We start from the raw sequence: 15,156 nt of genomic DNA, 5'->3' as shown, positions 1-15,156 counted from the left end.
GGTAGCGCACCGAAGCCCGTCTGGGAACGGCCCGAACCTCAGTCGCGGGCGGCGCCGGTGCCGTTGAGCCGCGAGAAGATCGCCGCTGCGGCGATCCGGCTTGCCGACGCACACGGCCTCGACGGCCTGTCGCTTCGCAAGATCGCCAAAGAGCTCGGTGTCGGTCCGATGCGGCTCTACGACTATGTGACCAACAGATCCGAACTGCTCGATCTGATGGTCGACGTCGTCTACGCCCGGATCGCCGAGGTCAGCCAGCACTCCGAGTGGCGCGCCACGGTGCTGGCCGTTGCCCACGCGACCCGTGCCGCCGCCCTTGACCATGAGTGGTTTTCCGACCTGCTCGGCGGAAGGCCACACTTGGGACCTCACGCGCTCGCCGTGGGCGAAGCGACCGCGGCGGCGCTGAGCCAGGCCCCCGGTGTGCGAGGCATCGACGATCTCCAGCGGGCTGTGGGTGCCCTCAACGCCGTCATCATCGGAGCGGTCCGCAGAGAGGTCACCGAGCGACGCACCGCCCGTTCCGCCGGCACCGATGAGGCCGCCTGGCAGGCCAGCCTCGGCCCCTACCTCACCCGCATGTTGAAAACCGGCAGGTACCCCACCGTCGCCCGGCTCGTCATCGACGGCGCCCACCTCGATGCCGAGGAGACCTTCAACCACAACCTGGCCACCGTGTTGGACGGCATCACCAGCGATCCTCACACGTGAGCAACTGCTCCGAGGCCAGCGGCGATCTGAGGGTGGTGCAAGGGGGGCGGTGCCGGGCCTGTGCTGCCCGGCACCGCGACGGGAGTGTCAGGCGACCGCGCAGGCGGTGCCGTTGAGGGTGAATGCGGACGGCCGGCCGGTGTTGCCGGTGTGGGTCGCCTGGAAGCCGATGTCGACCGAGGTGTTCGCCGCGATCGTCGCGTTGTAGGAGACGTTGCGGGCCGTCACCGCTCCGCTCGACGGGGAGTAGGTGGCGTTCCAGCCACTGGTGATGGTCTGCCCACCCGGCAGCGTGTATGCCAGGGCCCAACCGTTGACCGGTGTGCTGCTCGTGTTGGTCACCGAGACGGAAGCGGTGAGACCGCTGTTCCAGGCGTTGACCGTGTACGCGACGCGGCAGCCGCCGGACGCTGGCGGAGTGGTCGGCGGGGTCGTCGTCGGTGGGGTGGTCGTCGGTGGCGTGGTGGTGGGTGGCGTGGTGGTCGGAGGCGTGTCGCCCCCGATGCTGCCGGGCACCGTCCGGAGCGCGTCGTACCAGGCCACGGCCATCTTCCGGTACCCCGTCGCGTTGGGGTGGACGCCGTCGGCCAGGTCGCTGAGCGTCAGGGCGCGGTACATGTCGACCAGGTGGACGCGTTTGCCGGCCGAGGCCCTCGTCTGCACGAGACCGGGGATCGCCGCGTTGAATCCCCGGACCTGGCTGTCGGCGCCGGACTTCGGGATGATGGTCGCGACGAACACCTCCGCGTTCGGGGCGGTGGTGGTGATCCGGTCGATCAGGGTGGCCAGCCGGGCCGGCGCGCCGGACGTGTCGCCGTACATGTCGTTGGTGCCGATGTGCAGCAGCACGGTCCGAGGGTTCGTGGCCCGCAACCAGTTGACGACGTTGGCGTCGATCTGGGCGATCGTCCAACCGGAATGGCCCTGGTGGTCGTGGTCGCCGAGGCTGGCTGGGCCGTTGAACTGGGAACCGACGAAGTCGATGCGGTAACCGCCGGTCGTGAACCGCTGCCAGAGCTCGATTCGGTAACCGCCGGGGACGTTGAACCCGTCGGTGATCGAGTCACCGAGGGGCATCACGCGTACGCCGCCGTTGGACTCCGCGCTCGCGGGAGCGGTCGCGATCGGTACGGCGGCGACCACGGCGGCGACGGCGGCCAGGGCCGCCCACCACAGACGAGCCCGTCGGGGCCTCGACGTCGCTGCGATGGCGGTAGGTGAGGGAGGGGCGGGATGGCCGAGCGTCGAACTGCGCATGGGACTTCCTCTGGTGGTGGAGTGCGCGACAGTAGCGGCTACCGGCGAGATGGATGCCGCCATGACGCGGTACGCGGAGGTGGGCTGCGCGGAACGACCAGGAACCCGGACGTCTTCACTGGTGGTCGTGGCGCTGTATCTGGCACCGGCCATCGAAGGTTGGGCGCGACAGGCCGGTGAGTCGTGGCGGAAGTGTGCCCTGCACCTCGCCTGACGCACCATAGCGTGTTATCGCTAACATCGGCAATGGATCGGTGTTCGACTATGTGACTGCCGCAAGCGGCCAGGCCTGACCGGCGTCGTCTCCCGACCGCCCTCGTGGTCAGTTCCTGGATCCGCGAGCCGGGTGGAGCATCGTGTCGAGCCAGCGCAACTGACGCCGGACATGGATGGCCTCGCCGCCCTCGTGGCCGTTGAACGGATAGACGTGCATCTCCCGCTCGGGCGGGACGAGCCGCCCGGCCGCGGCGCCGTAGTGGTTGTAGGCGGCGAAGCCGGTGCTCGGTGGGCAGACGTTGTCACGTAGGCCAATCCCGAAATGCGCCGGTGCCGTCGCACGCCGCGCGAAGCTCACCCCGTCTACGTAGGACAGTGTGCGCCGCACCGCGTCCTCCGCCTCCCGGTGTACGGCCAGGTAACGGGCGATCTCGCCGTACGGTGCCGCGTCACTGAGCTCGACGGCCCGTCGCATGTCGCAGAGGAACGGGGCGGTCGTCAGCACCGCGCTGAGGTCGTCGACGAGGCCGGCCACCGCCAGGGCGAGGCCGCCGCCCTGGCTGTTACCGACCACGGTGACCCGGCCCCCGTCGACCCCCGGCAGGGCGCGGACCGCCTCGACCGCCCGGACCGCGTCGGTGATCAGACGGCGGTAGTGGTAGTCGCGCGGGTCGAGGATCCCCCAGGTGGCCGGCGAGGGCCCGCCGGGTGCGCCGTGCGGGTCGGCGGTGTCCCCGGCGCCGTGCAGCCCGGCCTGGCCCCGGTTGTCCATCAGCAGATGCGCGTACCCGGCCACCGGCCAGGTCAGCCGCTCATGTGGCAGACCGCGACCACGGCCGTAGCCGGCGTACTCGACGACGGTGGGCAGCGGCTCCGGAACACCCGCCGGGCGGGTGTACCAGGCCCGGACGGGGTCGCCGCCGAAGCCTGCGAACGTGACGTCCCAGGAATCGAGCAGCCGCAGGTCGGTGGGCTCCGGACGAACGTCGACGAGTGCCGGCCGGCCGGAGGCCTCGGCGAGGGTGTCGCGCCAGAACTCGTCGAAGTCGTCGGGTTCGACGACCTCGGGCGCGTACCGCTGGAGCTCGTCGAGGGTGGAGGCAAAGTGGGGCACTGGTCCTCGCAGGGGCCGGGGTCAGCGCGGGTGGGCGGGGGGTGCGGTGCTCTCCCGGACGACCAGCTCGGTCACCAGGTCGATCCGGCTGGTCGCCGGAACATTGCCCCTGGTCAGGTCGAGCAACATCTGGGTGGCGATGCCGGCCATGTCGCGCAACGGCTGGTTGATCGTGCTGAGGGGTGGGTCCGTCCAGGCGGAGAGCGGCAGGTTGTCGTACCCGATGACCGAAAGGTCCTCCGGCACTCGCAGGCCGCACTGGCGGGCGGCCCGGAGCACCCCCATGGCCTGGATGTCGGAACCGGCGAAGATCGCCGTGGGCCGGTCCGGCCGACGTAGCAGTTGCAGGCCGTGGGCGTGCCCGGCACCCGCGGAGAAACTGCCGTAACGGATCAGCTCGCGGTCGACCGAGAGGCCGGCCTCCTCGTGGGCCGACTGGAACCCGGCGGCCCGGGCGCGGCTGCAGAGCATGTCCGGTGGCCCGGAGATCACGGCGATCCGCCGGTGCCCCAGATCCAGGAGGTGCCGGGCGGCGAGCAGGCCGCCGTTCCAGTTGTTCGACCCGACGGTCGGCACGGAGGCCGAGGTCGCGCTGTCGGTGTCGACAACGACGAACGGAATGCCCTGACGCCGCAGGTGCTGTTGCTGGGCCTCGGCCAGGTGGGAGAGGACGAACACCACGCCCAACGGGCGGTCGGCGAGCAACTTGTCCAGCCATCGTGGCGGTGGGCGGTGCGCGCCGTCGAGCTGAGCGACGGACAGCCCGACGCCGGCGGCGGTGGTCACCGCCTCGACGCCGCGCAGGATCTCCATGGCCCAGCCGGTGTCGAACTCGTGGAACACGAGATCGATCCGTCCTCCGCCGGTCGCGGGTCGCCGGGTGCGGCGCTGGTACTGGTGGCGGTCGAGGCTCGCCTCGACCCGGGCCCTGGTGCCGGGGGCGACGTCGCCACGCCCATTGAGGACCTTGGAAACCGTCGCGACCGAGACCCCGACGTCGTTGGCGATGGTCGCGATGGTGGTGGAGGCGGGTGGGTCGAGCGGGCGGAGCTCCGTCATCGCAGCCTCACACAGCATCCGAAAGTTTCGGAAGACCTTAACACGGTCGGTCGGCCACACCACCCGGTGCGACAGCGGGTCTACTCGGTCGCGCGTCCAGATTCGACTCTTGACACGCATCGATGAGGCACTTTAGGTTGCCGAAAAGGTTACGCGGGATTCCGGAAAGTTTCGGATCGTGAAGACGTCCGCCACGGAGCCGGTTCCACGAGGGCACGGGGATGTGGCCGGAGCTAAGGGGTCTTGGCATGAGCAGTCAGTTGCCCGTGGACAACGGCGTCGCGCCGTGGCGCGATCCGCAGTTGTCGCCGACCGAGCGGGCCGAGGCGCTCCTGCCGCTGATGTCGCTGGAGGAGAAGGTCGCCCAGCTCGTCGGTGTCTGGGTTGGTGCCGAGACCTCCGGCGAGGGCGTCGCACCGCACCAGAGCGACATGATCGACAACGTCGCCCCGTGGAGCAGCCTCATCCAGCACGGGCTGGGTCAGCTCACGCGCCCGTTCGGCACCGCACCGGTCGACCCGGTGCTCGGCGCGCGGTCGCTGGCCGCCTCCCAGGCGCAGATCGTGGCCGCCAGCCGGTTCGGCATCCCGGCGCAGGTGCACGAGGAGTGCCTCACCGGGTTCGCGGCGTGGCGGGCCACCGTCTACCCGACCCCGCTGAGCTGGGGCGCGTCGTTCGACCCCGAGCTCGTCGAGGCGATGGCCGACCGGATCGGGCGCTCGATGCGCGCCGCCGGCGTGCACCAGGGGCTCGCCCCGGTCCTGGATGTCACCCGCGACTACCGCTGGGGTCGCACCGAGGAGACGATCGGCGAGGACCCCTACCTGGTGGGGACGACCGGTGCCGCGTACGTGCGGGGCCTGGAGCGGGCCGGCGTGGTGGCCACTCTGAAGCACTTCGCCGGTTACTCCGCCTCCCGCGGCGGACGCAACCTCGCGCCGGTGTCGATGGGTCGTCGGGAGTTGGCCGACGTCATCCTGCCGCCGTTCGAGATGGCCCTGCGCCACGGTGGCGCCCGCTCGGTGATGAACTCCTACGCGGAGATCGACGGCCTGCCCGTCGCCGCCGATGAGTGGCTGTTGACCGGGCTGCTGCGCGACGAGTGGGGTTTCACCGGCACCGTGGTGGCCGACTACTTCTCCGTGCGATTCCTGCAGACCCTGCACGGTGTCGCGGATGGTGCCGGCGACGCCGCCCGGGTCGCTCTGCGGGCCGGGATCGACGTCGAGCTGCCCACCGTGGACACCTTCGGCGCGCCGCTGCTGGAGGCGGTTCGCCGCGGCGAGGTCGACGAGGCGCTGATCGACTGCGCGCTGCGTCGGGTGCTGATCCAGAAGGTCGAGCTCGGCCTGCTCGACGAGGGCTGGCAGGCACTGCCCGACGAGGTGGCGGCCCTGCGCCTCGACGACGAGATCAGCCAGGGCGTCGCCGTACGCCTGGCCCGGGAATCCGTCGTCCTGCTGCGCAACACCGGCGTCCTGCCGCTGCCCGTCGGCGGGCGGGTCGCCCTGGTCGGCCCGGTCGCCGACGACCCGATGGCCATGCTCGGCTGCTACTCCTTCCCCAACCATGTGGGCGTCCACCACAGCGAGTTCGGGCTCGGCCTGGACATCCCCTCGCTGCGCGACGAACTGGCCCGGCGCGTCCCCCTGCTCAGCTACGTGGCCGGCTGCGGCATCACCGGCGACGACACCTCGGGAATCCCGGCCGCGGTCGCCGCAGCCGCCGAAGCCGACGTGTGTGTGCTCGCCGTCGGCGACCGGGCGGGGATGTTCGGCCGGGGCACCTCCGGCGAGGGCTGCGACGCCGCCGACCTGCGGTTGCCCGGTGTGCAGGCCGACCTCGTCCGGGCCGTCCTCGCCACCGGCACTCCGGTCGTCCTGGTGCTGATGACCGGTCGCCCCTACGCGCTCGGCCCGGAGTTCGACGCCGCGGCAGCCGTGGTGCAGGCGTTCTTCCTCGGCCAACTCGGTGGGCAGGCGCTCGCCGAGGTGCTCACCGGCGCGGTGAACCCGTCCGGGCGGTTGCCGGTCAGCGTCCCCCGCGACGCCGGCGGGATGCCGAGCACCTACCTGTCGCCACCGCTCGGTCACCGCAACAAGGTCTCCTCAATCGACCCGACTCCGGCGTACCCGTTCGGCCACGGGCTGAGCTACACCACCTTCGAGTGGTCCGACGCCATCGTGCTCAGGGCGGCGGACGACACGCACGGCGAGCCTGCCGAGCCGGCGGCCTGGCCGGTCGACGGCGAGGTGCGGGTGCGCATCACCGTCGCCAACACCGGTGACCGGGCCGGCACCGAGGTGGTGCAGCTCTACCTGCACGACCCGGTCGCGCAGACCACCCGCCCGGTGGTCCGGCTGGTCGGCTACACCCGGCTGCCGTTGGAACCGGGCGACGTGGCGCACGTGACGTTCGACGTGCCGGCCGACGTCGCGTCGTTCACCGGGCTGTCCGGCCAGCGCATCGTCGAGCCCGGCGAGGTCGAGCTGCGGTTCGGCCGCTCGTGCGGCGACGCGGCGGCGACTCTGTCGCTGCGACTGACCGGCGTCGAGCGCCAGGTCGGCCACCAGCGGGAACTGCTCACGTCGGTGCGGATCGAGCCCCTCGTGGCCGTTCCACACTCCGCGTAGGAGGCCGAGGATGACATCCGAGATGGTACGGCCACCGCCGCCAGCGCCACCCCGTGCTCCGGCGGCGGACCCCAGCCCAGCGCCGCGAGCACCCCGCCGCAGCCGAAGCTGGCGTCACGCGATGCGCCGGGACTGGCAGCTCTACTCGCTGGCCGTCCTGCCGCTGCTGTTTTTCCTGATCTTCCGGTACCTGCCGATGATCGGGAACATCATCGCGTTCCGGCGGTTCAAGCCGGGCGGCAGCATCTTCGGCGAGTACTGGGTCGGGCTGCGGTACTTCCGGATGTTCCTCACGGACCTCACGTTCTGGGAGGTGTTCACCAACACCCTGGTGCTCGGGACGTTGACCCTGCTGTTCTGCTTCCCGTTGCCGATCGTGCTGGCGCTGCTGCTCAACGAGGTGCGCGCCCGCCGGTTCAAGCGGTTCGTCCAGTCCGTGTCCTACCTGCCGCACTTCCTGTCGATCGTGATCGTGGCGGCGATGGTCATGCAGTTGACCTCGATCGACGGCACCGCCAACCAACTGGTTCGGCTGTTCGGCGGCGACGCGGTGGCGTTCCTGCAACAACCCGAGTGGTTCCGCACCATCTACGTCTCGTCCGAGGTCTGGCAGACCGTCGGCTGGGGCACGATCCTCTACCTCGCCGCCCTCACCACGATCGACGAGGACCTGTACGAGGCCGCCCGGATCGACGGCGCCGGCCGGCTGCGGCAGACCTGGCACGTGACGTTGCCCGGAATCCGGCCGACGATGGTGACGCTGCTGATCCTCAACATCGGCAGCTTCATGGCGGTCGGGTTCGAGAAGATTCTGCTGCTCTACAACCCGCTGACATACCCAACCGCGGACGTCATCTCCACCTACCTCTTCCGGATGGGCTTCCAGTCCAGCAACTTCAGCTACGCCGCCGCCATCGGCCTCTTCGAGGCGGTGATCGGGCTGGTCCTGGTCCTGTCGGCGAACCTCATCTCTCGTCGCACGGTGGGGACGAGCCTGTGGTGACCCCCGGTACCGGGAGCGAGGCTCCGAAGACGCGTGGGCCGGTGGACAGTCGGGGCTACCGGATCTTCCGGATCGTCAACACGGTCGTCCTGATCGGCGTCGTGATCGTGACGTTGTACCCGTTCCTCAACATCGTGGCCCGCTCGCTCAGCGAGGAGGCGTACATCCTCGCCGGGAAGGTGACCCTCGTCCCGCGCGGGTTCGACGTGACCGCGTACAAGCTGGTGATGTCCGACTCGATGTTCTGGACGAACTACCGCAACACGGTGGTGTACACGGTGGTCGCCACGCTCATCTCGATCGTGCTGACCACCTGTTACGCGTACGTGCTGTCGAAGCCGCAGCTCAAGGGGCGCGGCATCCTCGTCGGCGTCGCGCTGTTCACCATGTTCTTCTCCGGTGGCCTGATCCCCAACTACGTGCTGGTCACCAGCCTGGGGATGAAGAACACCATCTGGGCCATCGTGATCCCCAACGCCATCAGCGTGTTCAACCTGCTGGTCATGAAGGCGTTCTTCGAGAGCCTGCCGACCGAGTTGGAGGAGGCCGCGGCGGTCGACGGGCTCAACACGTACGGCGTCCTGCTGCGGATCGTGCTGCCGCTCTCGAAGGCGATCATCGCCACGATGGTGCTCTTCTACGCGGTCTCGTTCTGGAACTCGTGGTTCACCGCGTTCCTCTACATCGACCAGCAGGATCTGCTGCCGGTCACCGTGTACCTGCGCAACCTCATCGCGGGCGCCACCGACGCGCAGCAGTCCGGCGCCGCCGACGCCGACGTCGTACAGGCCGCGGCGACGCTTCAGGCCGTGACGATCGTGCTCACCACCCTGCCGATCCTGGCGGTCTACCCCTTCGTCCAGCGGTACTTCGTCTCCGGCGTGATGCTCGGCGCCGTCAAGGGATGAGCGCCGGCCACCTCCCCCCAACCCACCACCGAAAGGACGAGCCATGCTCCACAAGACGTGGCGCCGCGTGGCGATAGCCACCGCGGGTCTGCTCGCGATCACCCTCACCGCCGCCTGTTCCGAGGACCCTGGCGAGTCGACGGACCTCTCGGAGAACAAGGCCGGCGCGATGGCCACCTACGGCGTCGGCGACCAGTTCAAGGCCACCGAGGCGCTCTCCTTCTCCACCCTCTACAACAACCACACCTTCTACCCGCTCAAGGAAGACTGGCTGTTCTGGTCGGAGCTGACCAAGCGGACCAACGTCAAGATCGAGCCGGTCGCCGTTCCGTTGAGCGACTACGAGCAGAAGCGCAGCCTGCTGATCGGCGCCGGCGACGCCCCGCTGATCATCCCGAAGACGTACCACCCGCAGGAGAACGCGTTCGTCTCCTCCGGTGCGATCCTCCCGGTCAGCGACTACCTCGATCTGATGCCCAACTTCAAGGACAAGATCGCCAAGTGGAACCTCAAGCCGGAGATCGACAATCTGCGGCAGTCTGACGGGAAGTTCTACCTGCTGCCCGGGGCCCACGAGAAGCCCACCCAGGACTACACGGTGCTGGTGCGCACCGACATCATGCAGGAGCTGAACCTTGCGGTCCCGAAGACCTGGGACGAGCTGTACACCGTGCTCAAGGCGATGAAGGCGAAGTACCCGAACGTCTACCCGTACTCCGACCTCTTCAGCAAGCCCAACCCGACCGGCGCCCTGCTGAACATCCTCGGCTCCGCCCATGGCACCCAGGCGGGCTGGGACTACCAGCACGCCACCTGGGACCCGGCGGCGAAGAAGTTCACCTATACCGGCGCGTCCGAGCAGTACAAGCAGATGGTCACGTACCTGCACAAGCTCGTCGCCGAGGGTCTGCTCGACCCGGAGAGCTTCACCCAGACCGACGACCAGGCGCGCCAGAAGCTCGCCAACGGCAAGTCCTTCGTGGTCACCGGCAACGCGCAGACCCTGGTCAACAACCACCGGCCCGACCTGGCCAAGACCCTGCCGAACGCGAAGATGGCCAAGATCCCGCTGCCGATCGGCCCGGCCGGTGAGATCAATCCATTCCCCCGGCTGGAGAACGGCATCATGATCTCCTCGAAGGCCCGGGAGAGCAAGAACTTCGTGGCCATGATGCAGTTCATCGACTGGCTGTGGTATTCGGATGCCGGCCAGGAGTTCGCTCGGTGGGGCGTCGAGGGCACCACCTTCACCAAGGACGCGTCCGGCAAGCGCTCGGTCACCGCCGAAGTCGACGTCCTCGGCCTCAACCCCAAGGCCCCCAAGCACCTGCAGAAGGACTTCGGCTTCTACAACGGCGTCTTCGCCTACGGCGGCACCCCCGACCTGGTCCGTGGGTTCTTCTCCCCGGAGGAGCTGGAGTTCCAGAAGGTGATGGACGCCCGCACACCGAGGCTGGTGCCCCCGCCCGCCCCGCTCACCGACGAGGAGCGCGAGCAGGTGTCGCTCTGGGAAACCCCGCTGAAGGACTTCGTCACCCAGAACACGCTCAAGTTCGCCCTGGGCCAGCGCCCCCTCAGCGAGTGGGACGCGTACGTGAGCGAGCTGAAGGCCAAGAACTCCGAGCAGTACATCGACATGGTCAACAAGGCGTACGAACGGTTCCAGAAGAACAACGGCTGATCAGCGGGAGTCCGGTCGGGCGGCTGATCGCGGCCCGACCGGACGTCCCGACTACCACCGGCCGGTGCGGCGCGCACGACCCGCCCGCCGTCGGGCAGGACGACCCAGAGGACAGCAATGCGCATCACCGTTCCCGACCAGCCCACCGGCCGCCTCACCGACGCCTGGCGCCACTGTGTCGGCACCGGCCGTTTCGAGTTGGCCCTGCGCCGGGACTACCAGGACTCACTGGCGCTCATCCAGCGCGACATCGGCTTCCGGCACATCCGTGGGCACGGCCTGCTCAGCGACGGCGTCGGCGTGCACCGCCCCTACGAGCACGCGGGTGAGCGCCGGGTGCACCACTCGTTCACCTACGTCGACCAGGTCGTCGACGCGTACCTTGAGCTGGGCATCCGACCGTTCGTCGAGCTGGGGTTCATGCCGTCGGGCCTCGCCTCCGGTGACCAGACGGTGTTCTGGTGGCGAGGCAACGTCACGCCGCCCCGATCCTTCACCGAGTGGGCGGACCTGGTCCGCGCCACGGTCGCGCACCTGGTGGACCGCTACGGGCTCGACGAGGTGCGCGGCTGGCCGATCGAGGTGTGGAACGAGCCGAACCTGGTGCCCTTCTGGCAGGGCGCCGACCGCGACGCGTACCACCGCCTGTACGAGGTGAGCGCGCTCGCCGTCAAGGAGGTCGACGCGTCGTTGCAGGTCGGCGGCCCGGCGATCTCCCCGGGGGCGGACGACTGGCTGATGCCCTTCGCCGAGTTCGTCACCGACCGCCAGGTGCCAGTCGACTTCGTCAGCCGGCACGCGTACACCTCGGGGCCCGCCCAGCACGTGCCGTTCGGCACCCACCAGACCCTCGCACCGGCGACGGAGCTGCTCACCCAGTTCGCCGCGCCGCGCCGGCACCTGGCCGGCACCCCGCTGGCGGACCTGCCGGTGCACATCACCGAGTTCAACTCGTCCTACCGCACGGACAACCCGATCCACGACACCGCGTTCCACGCCGCGTACCTGGCACCCGTGCTGGCCGCCGGCGGCGACCTGGTCGACTCCTTCTCGTACTGGACCTTCAGCGACATGTTCGAGGAGGAGGGGGTGCCCGCCGCGCTGTTCCACGGCGGGTTCGGCCTGCTCACCCACCGCCAGATCAAGAAACCCACCTACCACCTGTACGCCTTCATGGCCCGCCTCGGCGACGAGGTACTGGCGCGCGGCGACGACCACCTGGTCACCCGCCACCCCGACGGGCGCGTCGCCGTGCTGGCGTGGGCGCCGGTGGACGAAACCGGCCTGTCACCGGTGCCCGACCGGCACCCGTTGGCCCTGTCGATCCCGCTCGGCCCGCCCGGTACGACGTCGGCGTTCCTGCTCCGCTCGTCGGTCAGCGAGGAGGCGGGCAACGCGTGGGCGGCCTGGGCCGAGATGGGACGTCCCCGTTCACCCCGGGCCCGACAGCTCGACGCGCTGCGGGAGGCCGCCGAGCCGGCCCGGACCCACCGCGCCCTGCCGGTCACCGCCGGCCGGGTCGAGGTGGACCTCACCCTCAGCCGGCACGAGGTCACCCTCCTCGAACTGAGCGCGGTGGTGGACGAAACCCCGCCGTGGTGGAACGCCGACCGCCTGCTCGGCCTTCCGGTCGGCACCGACCGGAAGGAGCAACCGTGAGCGCCACCCATGCCTGGCGACAATTCGGCGACGGGCCACTGTCGCGGATCACCTCCCGCGTCTACATCCTGCTCGCGGTCGAGCTGCTGCTCCTGCTCACCACCCTGCCCGGCCTGCTCCCGCTGCTGCTGCTGGGCCGCGACCCCAGCAACCTGCCGCTGGTCGCGCTGTTCCTGGTACCGCTCGGCCCCGCGATCTCCGCCGCCCTGTACGCCCTGCGCCGCCAACGCCCCGACCTGACCGACCTGCGGCCCGCCGCCCTGTTCTGGCGCGGGTACCGGGCCAACCTGTCCGGCGTGCTGCGCGTCTGGGTGCCGACGCTGCTGTGGCTGACCGTGCTCGCCGTGAACCTCGCCTACCGGGGCGCGATCGGACTTTCGGGTTGGTGGTCGGTGCCGCTGGTCCTGATCGGAGTGGGGGTGACGCTCTGCGCGGCCAACGCTCTGGTGATCACCTCGCTGTTCGACTTCCGCACCCGGGACGTGCTCCGGCTGGCCGTGCACTTCCTCGTGCGTACCCCCGGTGTCACCGTCGGCAACGCCCTGCTGCTGGCCGCGGCGACCGGGATCACCGCGGTCTTCTCCGAGGCGGTGCTGGCGATGCTCGGTTCGATCGCGGTCCTGGCGTTCCTCCGCATCAGCGACCCGATGGTCGACCTGATTCGGAAGGAGTTCACCGCGTGAGCCTGCCCGTCACCGCCAGGGTGCCCTTCGAGGGTGACGACGATCCGGAACAGTGGCCCGAGGACGTCATCGAGGAGCCGGTGGGCACCGATGAGCCGCGCGTACACGCGGCCTGGCTGCCACCGGAGGCGTTCTGGGCGCTCGGCGCTCGGCGCGTTCTCGTACACGGTCACGGGTTGCTCGTCGACACCGTCGTCGACGAGGTCACGCGTGCCTGCGTGCGCTACGGCGGGCGGGTGTGGCATTCCCCCTCCTGGGACGTGGACGTCGACCTGGTGCTCGCCCTGCGTGGTGCGGCGCAACTGCCGAGCCCGACCGTGGAGGCGGCACGGGCGGCAGGGGAGGCGGCGCTGACGGAGGTCGGCGACGGTGAAACGCTCGGCGACGAGGGGTTCCTGCTGGCCCGGGCGGACGAGGTGACGGTGGTGCTGGCCGACGCGCCCGCCGGTCTGCTGTACGGCCTGTTCCACCTGGTCCGGCTCGGTGCGGCGGCCTTCGACCCGGCGCGCCCGCCGGAACGGCAGCGGCCAGCGCTGCGCCGGCGGATGCTGAACCACTGGGACAACGTGGCCGTGCACCCGGTGATGGGCCAGGTCGAACGGGGGTACGCGGGCGGCTCGATCTTCTGGCACGATGGCCGGCCGCGTGGCGACCTGGCCCGGGTCCGGGAGTACGGGCGGCTACTGGCCGCGAGCGGCGTCAACGCGATCTCGGTGAACAACGTCAACGTGGCGCGGACGGAGGCGCTGCTGCTCACCGACCGGCTCGGGGACGTGGCCGAGATCGCGGACGTGCTGCGCCCGTACGGCATCCGGGTGCACCTGTCGGTCACCTTCGCCGCGCCGGTGGTCCTCGGTGGCCTGCCGACCGCGGACCCGGTGGACGGGGCGGTGCGGGCCTGGTGGGCCACGACCACCCGGAACGTGTACGAGCGCATCCCGGACTTCGGCGGCTACGTGGTGAAGGCCGACTCGGAGGGGCAGCCCGGCCCGTTCACCTACGGGCGTGACCACGCCGACGGGGCGAACGTGCTGGCGGACGCACTCGCCCCACACGGGGGAGTGGTGCACTGGCGGGCGTTCGTCTACAACCATCACCAGGACTGGCGGAACCGCTCCACCGACCGGGCGCGAGCCGCGTACGACCACTTCGCCCCGCTCGACGGGCGGTTCCGATCCAACGTGGTCGTGCAGGTGAAGTTCGGCCCGGTGGACTTCCAGGTGCGTGAGCCGGTCTCCCCGGTGATCGCCGCGATGCCGGCGACTCGGCTGGCGGTGGAGTTACAGGTCACCCAGGAGTACACCGGCCAGCAGCGACACGTCTGCCACCTCGGCCCATGGTGGGGTGAGGTGCTGCGGTTCGCGCCCTGGGGGCCGGGCGGGCGGACGATCGCGGACGTGGCCGCGGGGGAGTCGGGCGAGGGCGGTGGCCTGGTCGCGGTGGCCAACGTGGGTGACGACCTCTTCTGGACCGGGCACCCGTTGGCGCAGGCCAACCTGTACACGTTCGGGCGGCTCGCCTGGGATCCCCGGCTGGATCCGCGGGCGGTCCTCGACGAGTGGATCGGGCTGACCTTCCCGCCGTCGGCGACCGTGGCCCCGGAGCTGGTGGGTCGGACGCTGCACGACATCATGGACGACTCCTGGCGCACCTACGAGCGGTACACCGCCCCGCTGGGTGTCGGCTTCATGGTTCACCCCGGCGACCACTACGGCCCCGGCATCGACGGTTACGAGTACACGCGGTGGGGCACCTACCACTTCGCCGACCGCGACGGGGTGGGCGTGGACCGCAGCCGGGCGTCGGGCACCGGGTTCGCCGGCCAGTACCCCGCGTACTGGGCGGAGGCGTACGAGTCGACCGAGACCTGCCCCGACGAACTGCTGCTCTTCTTCCACCATGTGCCGTACGGGCACGTGCTGCGGAACGGGTCGACCGTCATTCAGCACATCTACGACACCCACTTCGCGGGCGTCGAGGAGGTGACGGCGATGCGGCAGCGCTGGCAGACGCTGAACGGGATGATTGATCCGGCCGTGTACGAACGGGTGGCCGAACGCCTCGACGAGCAGGTGCGGTGTGCCACCGAATGGCGGGACCAGATCAACACGTACTTCTTCCGCAAGTCCGGGGTGCCGGACGCGCGGGGGCGGCGTATCTACTGAATCGGCAAGCCCGAGGACGGTGCCCCTCGACAGTGACGTCCGTGGGCGGTCTCAGCGGGTGGCGCGC

12 protein-coding genes are annotated in these 15,156 nt (G+C 70.0%); 9 read left to right on the top strand and 3 right to left on the bottom strand.

Annotated features, from left to right (window positions below):
* Nucleotides 1-57 precede the first annotated feature (57 nt).
* Nucleotides 58-711, top strand: a complete 654-nt coding sequence (locus ABZT18_RS28845) for a TetR/AcrR family transcriptional regulator (protein ID WP_354992500.1) — start codon at nt 58-60, stop codon at nt 709-711.
* Nucleotides 712-798: 87 nt separating this feature from the next.
* On the opposite strand, the gene ABZT18_RS28840 is transcribed toward ABZT18_RS28845, so the two are convergent.
* Nucleotides 799-1,968, bottom strand: a complete 1,170-nt coding sequence (locus ABZT18_RS28840; RefSeq protein WP_354991932.1) for a cellulose binding domain-containing protein — start codon at nt 1,966-1,968, stop codon at nt 799-801.
* 61 nt (nt 1,969-2,029) lie between these two features.
* Between ABZT18_RS28840 and ABZT18_RS28835 the strand changes: the two genes are divergently transcribed.
* Nucleotides 2,030-2,182, top strand: coding sequence for a hypothetical protein (locus ABZT18_RS28835; protein ID WP_354991931.1), 153 nt, complete (start codon nt 2,030-2,032; stop codon nt 2,180-2,182).
* 108 nt (nt 2,183-2,290) lie between these two features.
* Here ABZT18_RS28835 and ABZT18_RS28830 read toward each other — a convergent pair whose 3' ends face one another.
* The gene (locus ABZT18_RS28830; RefSeq protein WP_354991930.1) at nt 2,291-3,298 is read right to left on the bottom strand and encodes an acetylxylan esterase; all 1,008 of its coding nucleotides are present in this window, start codon (nt 3,296-3,298) and stop codon (nt 2,291-2,293) included.
* A 21-nt stretch (nt 3,299-3,319) separates the two neighbouring features.
* A complete protein-coding gene (locus ABZT18_RS28825) occupies nt 3,320-4,357 on the bottom strand; it encodes a LacI family DNA-binding transcriptional regulator (protein WP_354991929.1) in 1,038 nt (345 codons plus the stop codon).
* Between the two features lie 248 nt (nt 4,358-4,605).
* Here ABZT18_RS28825 and ABZT18_RS28820 point away from each other — a divergent pair, with 248 nt between their 5' ends.
* From ABZT18_RS28820 to ABZT18_RS28790, 7 genes are all read left to right on the top strand, one after another.
* Nucleotides 4,606-6,990 (top strand): glycoside hydrolase family 3 N-terminal domain-containing protein, encoded by a 2,385-nt coding sequence (locus tag ABZT18_RS28820; RefSeq protein WP_355252932.1) that lies wholly within the window; start codon nt 4,606-4,608, stop codon nt 6,988-6,990.
* Between the two features lie 121 nt (nt 6,991-7,111).
* On the top strand, nt 7,112-7,993 hold the full coding sequence (locus tag ABZT18_RS28815) for an ABC transporter permease subunit (protein ID WP_355252929.1): 882 nt from the start codon (nt 7,112-7,114) through the stop codon (nt 7,991-7,993).
* The gene (locus tag ABZT18_RS28810; protein WP_355252926.1) at nt 7,990-8,901 is read left to right on the top strand and encodes a carbohydrate ABC transporter permease; all 912 of its coding nucleotides are present in this window, start codon (nt 7,990-7,992) and stop codon (nt 8,899-8,901) included. Before ABZT18_RS28815 ends, ABZT18_RS28810 begins: the two co-directional genes overlap by 4 nt.
* A 43-nt stretch (nt 8,902-8,944) precedes the next feature.
* Nucleotides 8,945-10,582 (top strand): extracellular solute-binding protein, encoded by a 1,638-nt coding sequence (locus ABZT18_RS28805; RefSeq protein ID WP_354991925.1) that lies wholly within the window; start codon nt 8,945-8,947, stop codon nt 10,580-10,582.
* 117 nt (nt 10,583-10,699) lie between these two features.
* Nucleotides 10,700-12,241 (top strand): xylan 1,4-beta-xylosidase, encoded by a 1,542-nt coding sequence (locus ABZT18_RS28800; protein ID WP_354991924.1) that lies wholly within the window; start codon nt 10,700-10,702, stop codon nt 12,239-12,241.
* A complete protein-coding gene (locus ABZT18_RS28795) occupies nt 12,238-12,924 on the top strand; it encodes a DUF624 domain-containing protein (protein WP_355252923.1) in 687 nt (228 codons plus the stop codon). Before ABZT18_RS28800 ends, ABZT18_RS28795 begins: the two co-directional genes overlap by 4 nt.
* Nucleotides 12,921-15,089: an alpha-glucuronidase gene (locus tag ABZT18_RS28790; protein WP_355252920.1), complete on the top strand. Its 2,169-nt coding sequence runs from the start codon at nt 12,921-12,923 to the stop codon at nt 15,087-15,089. The genes ABZT18_RS28795 and ABZT18_RS28790 overlap by 4 nt, the downstream gene beginning before the upstream one ends.
* Nucleotides 15,090-15,156 lie beyond the last annotated feature (67 nt).

Origin of the sequence: Micromonospora sp. NPDC005291 (assembly GCF_040607415.1) — a bacterium.
In the GTDB taxonomy this organism is placed as follows: domain Bacteria; phylum Actinomycetota; class Actinomycetes; order Mycobacteriales; family Micromonosporaceae; genus Micromonospora.
The sequence above is the reverse complement of the archived record's forward strand: the minus strand, read 5'-3'. Positions and strand labels throughout refer to the sequence as shown.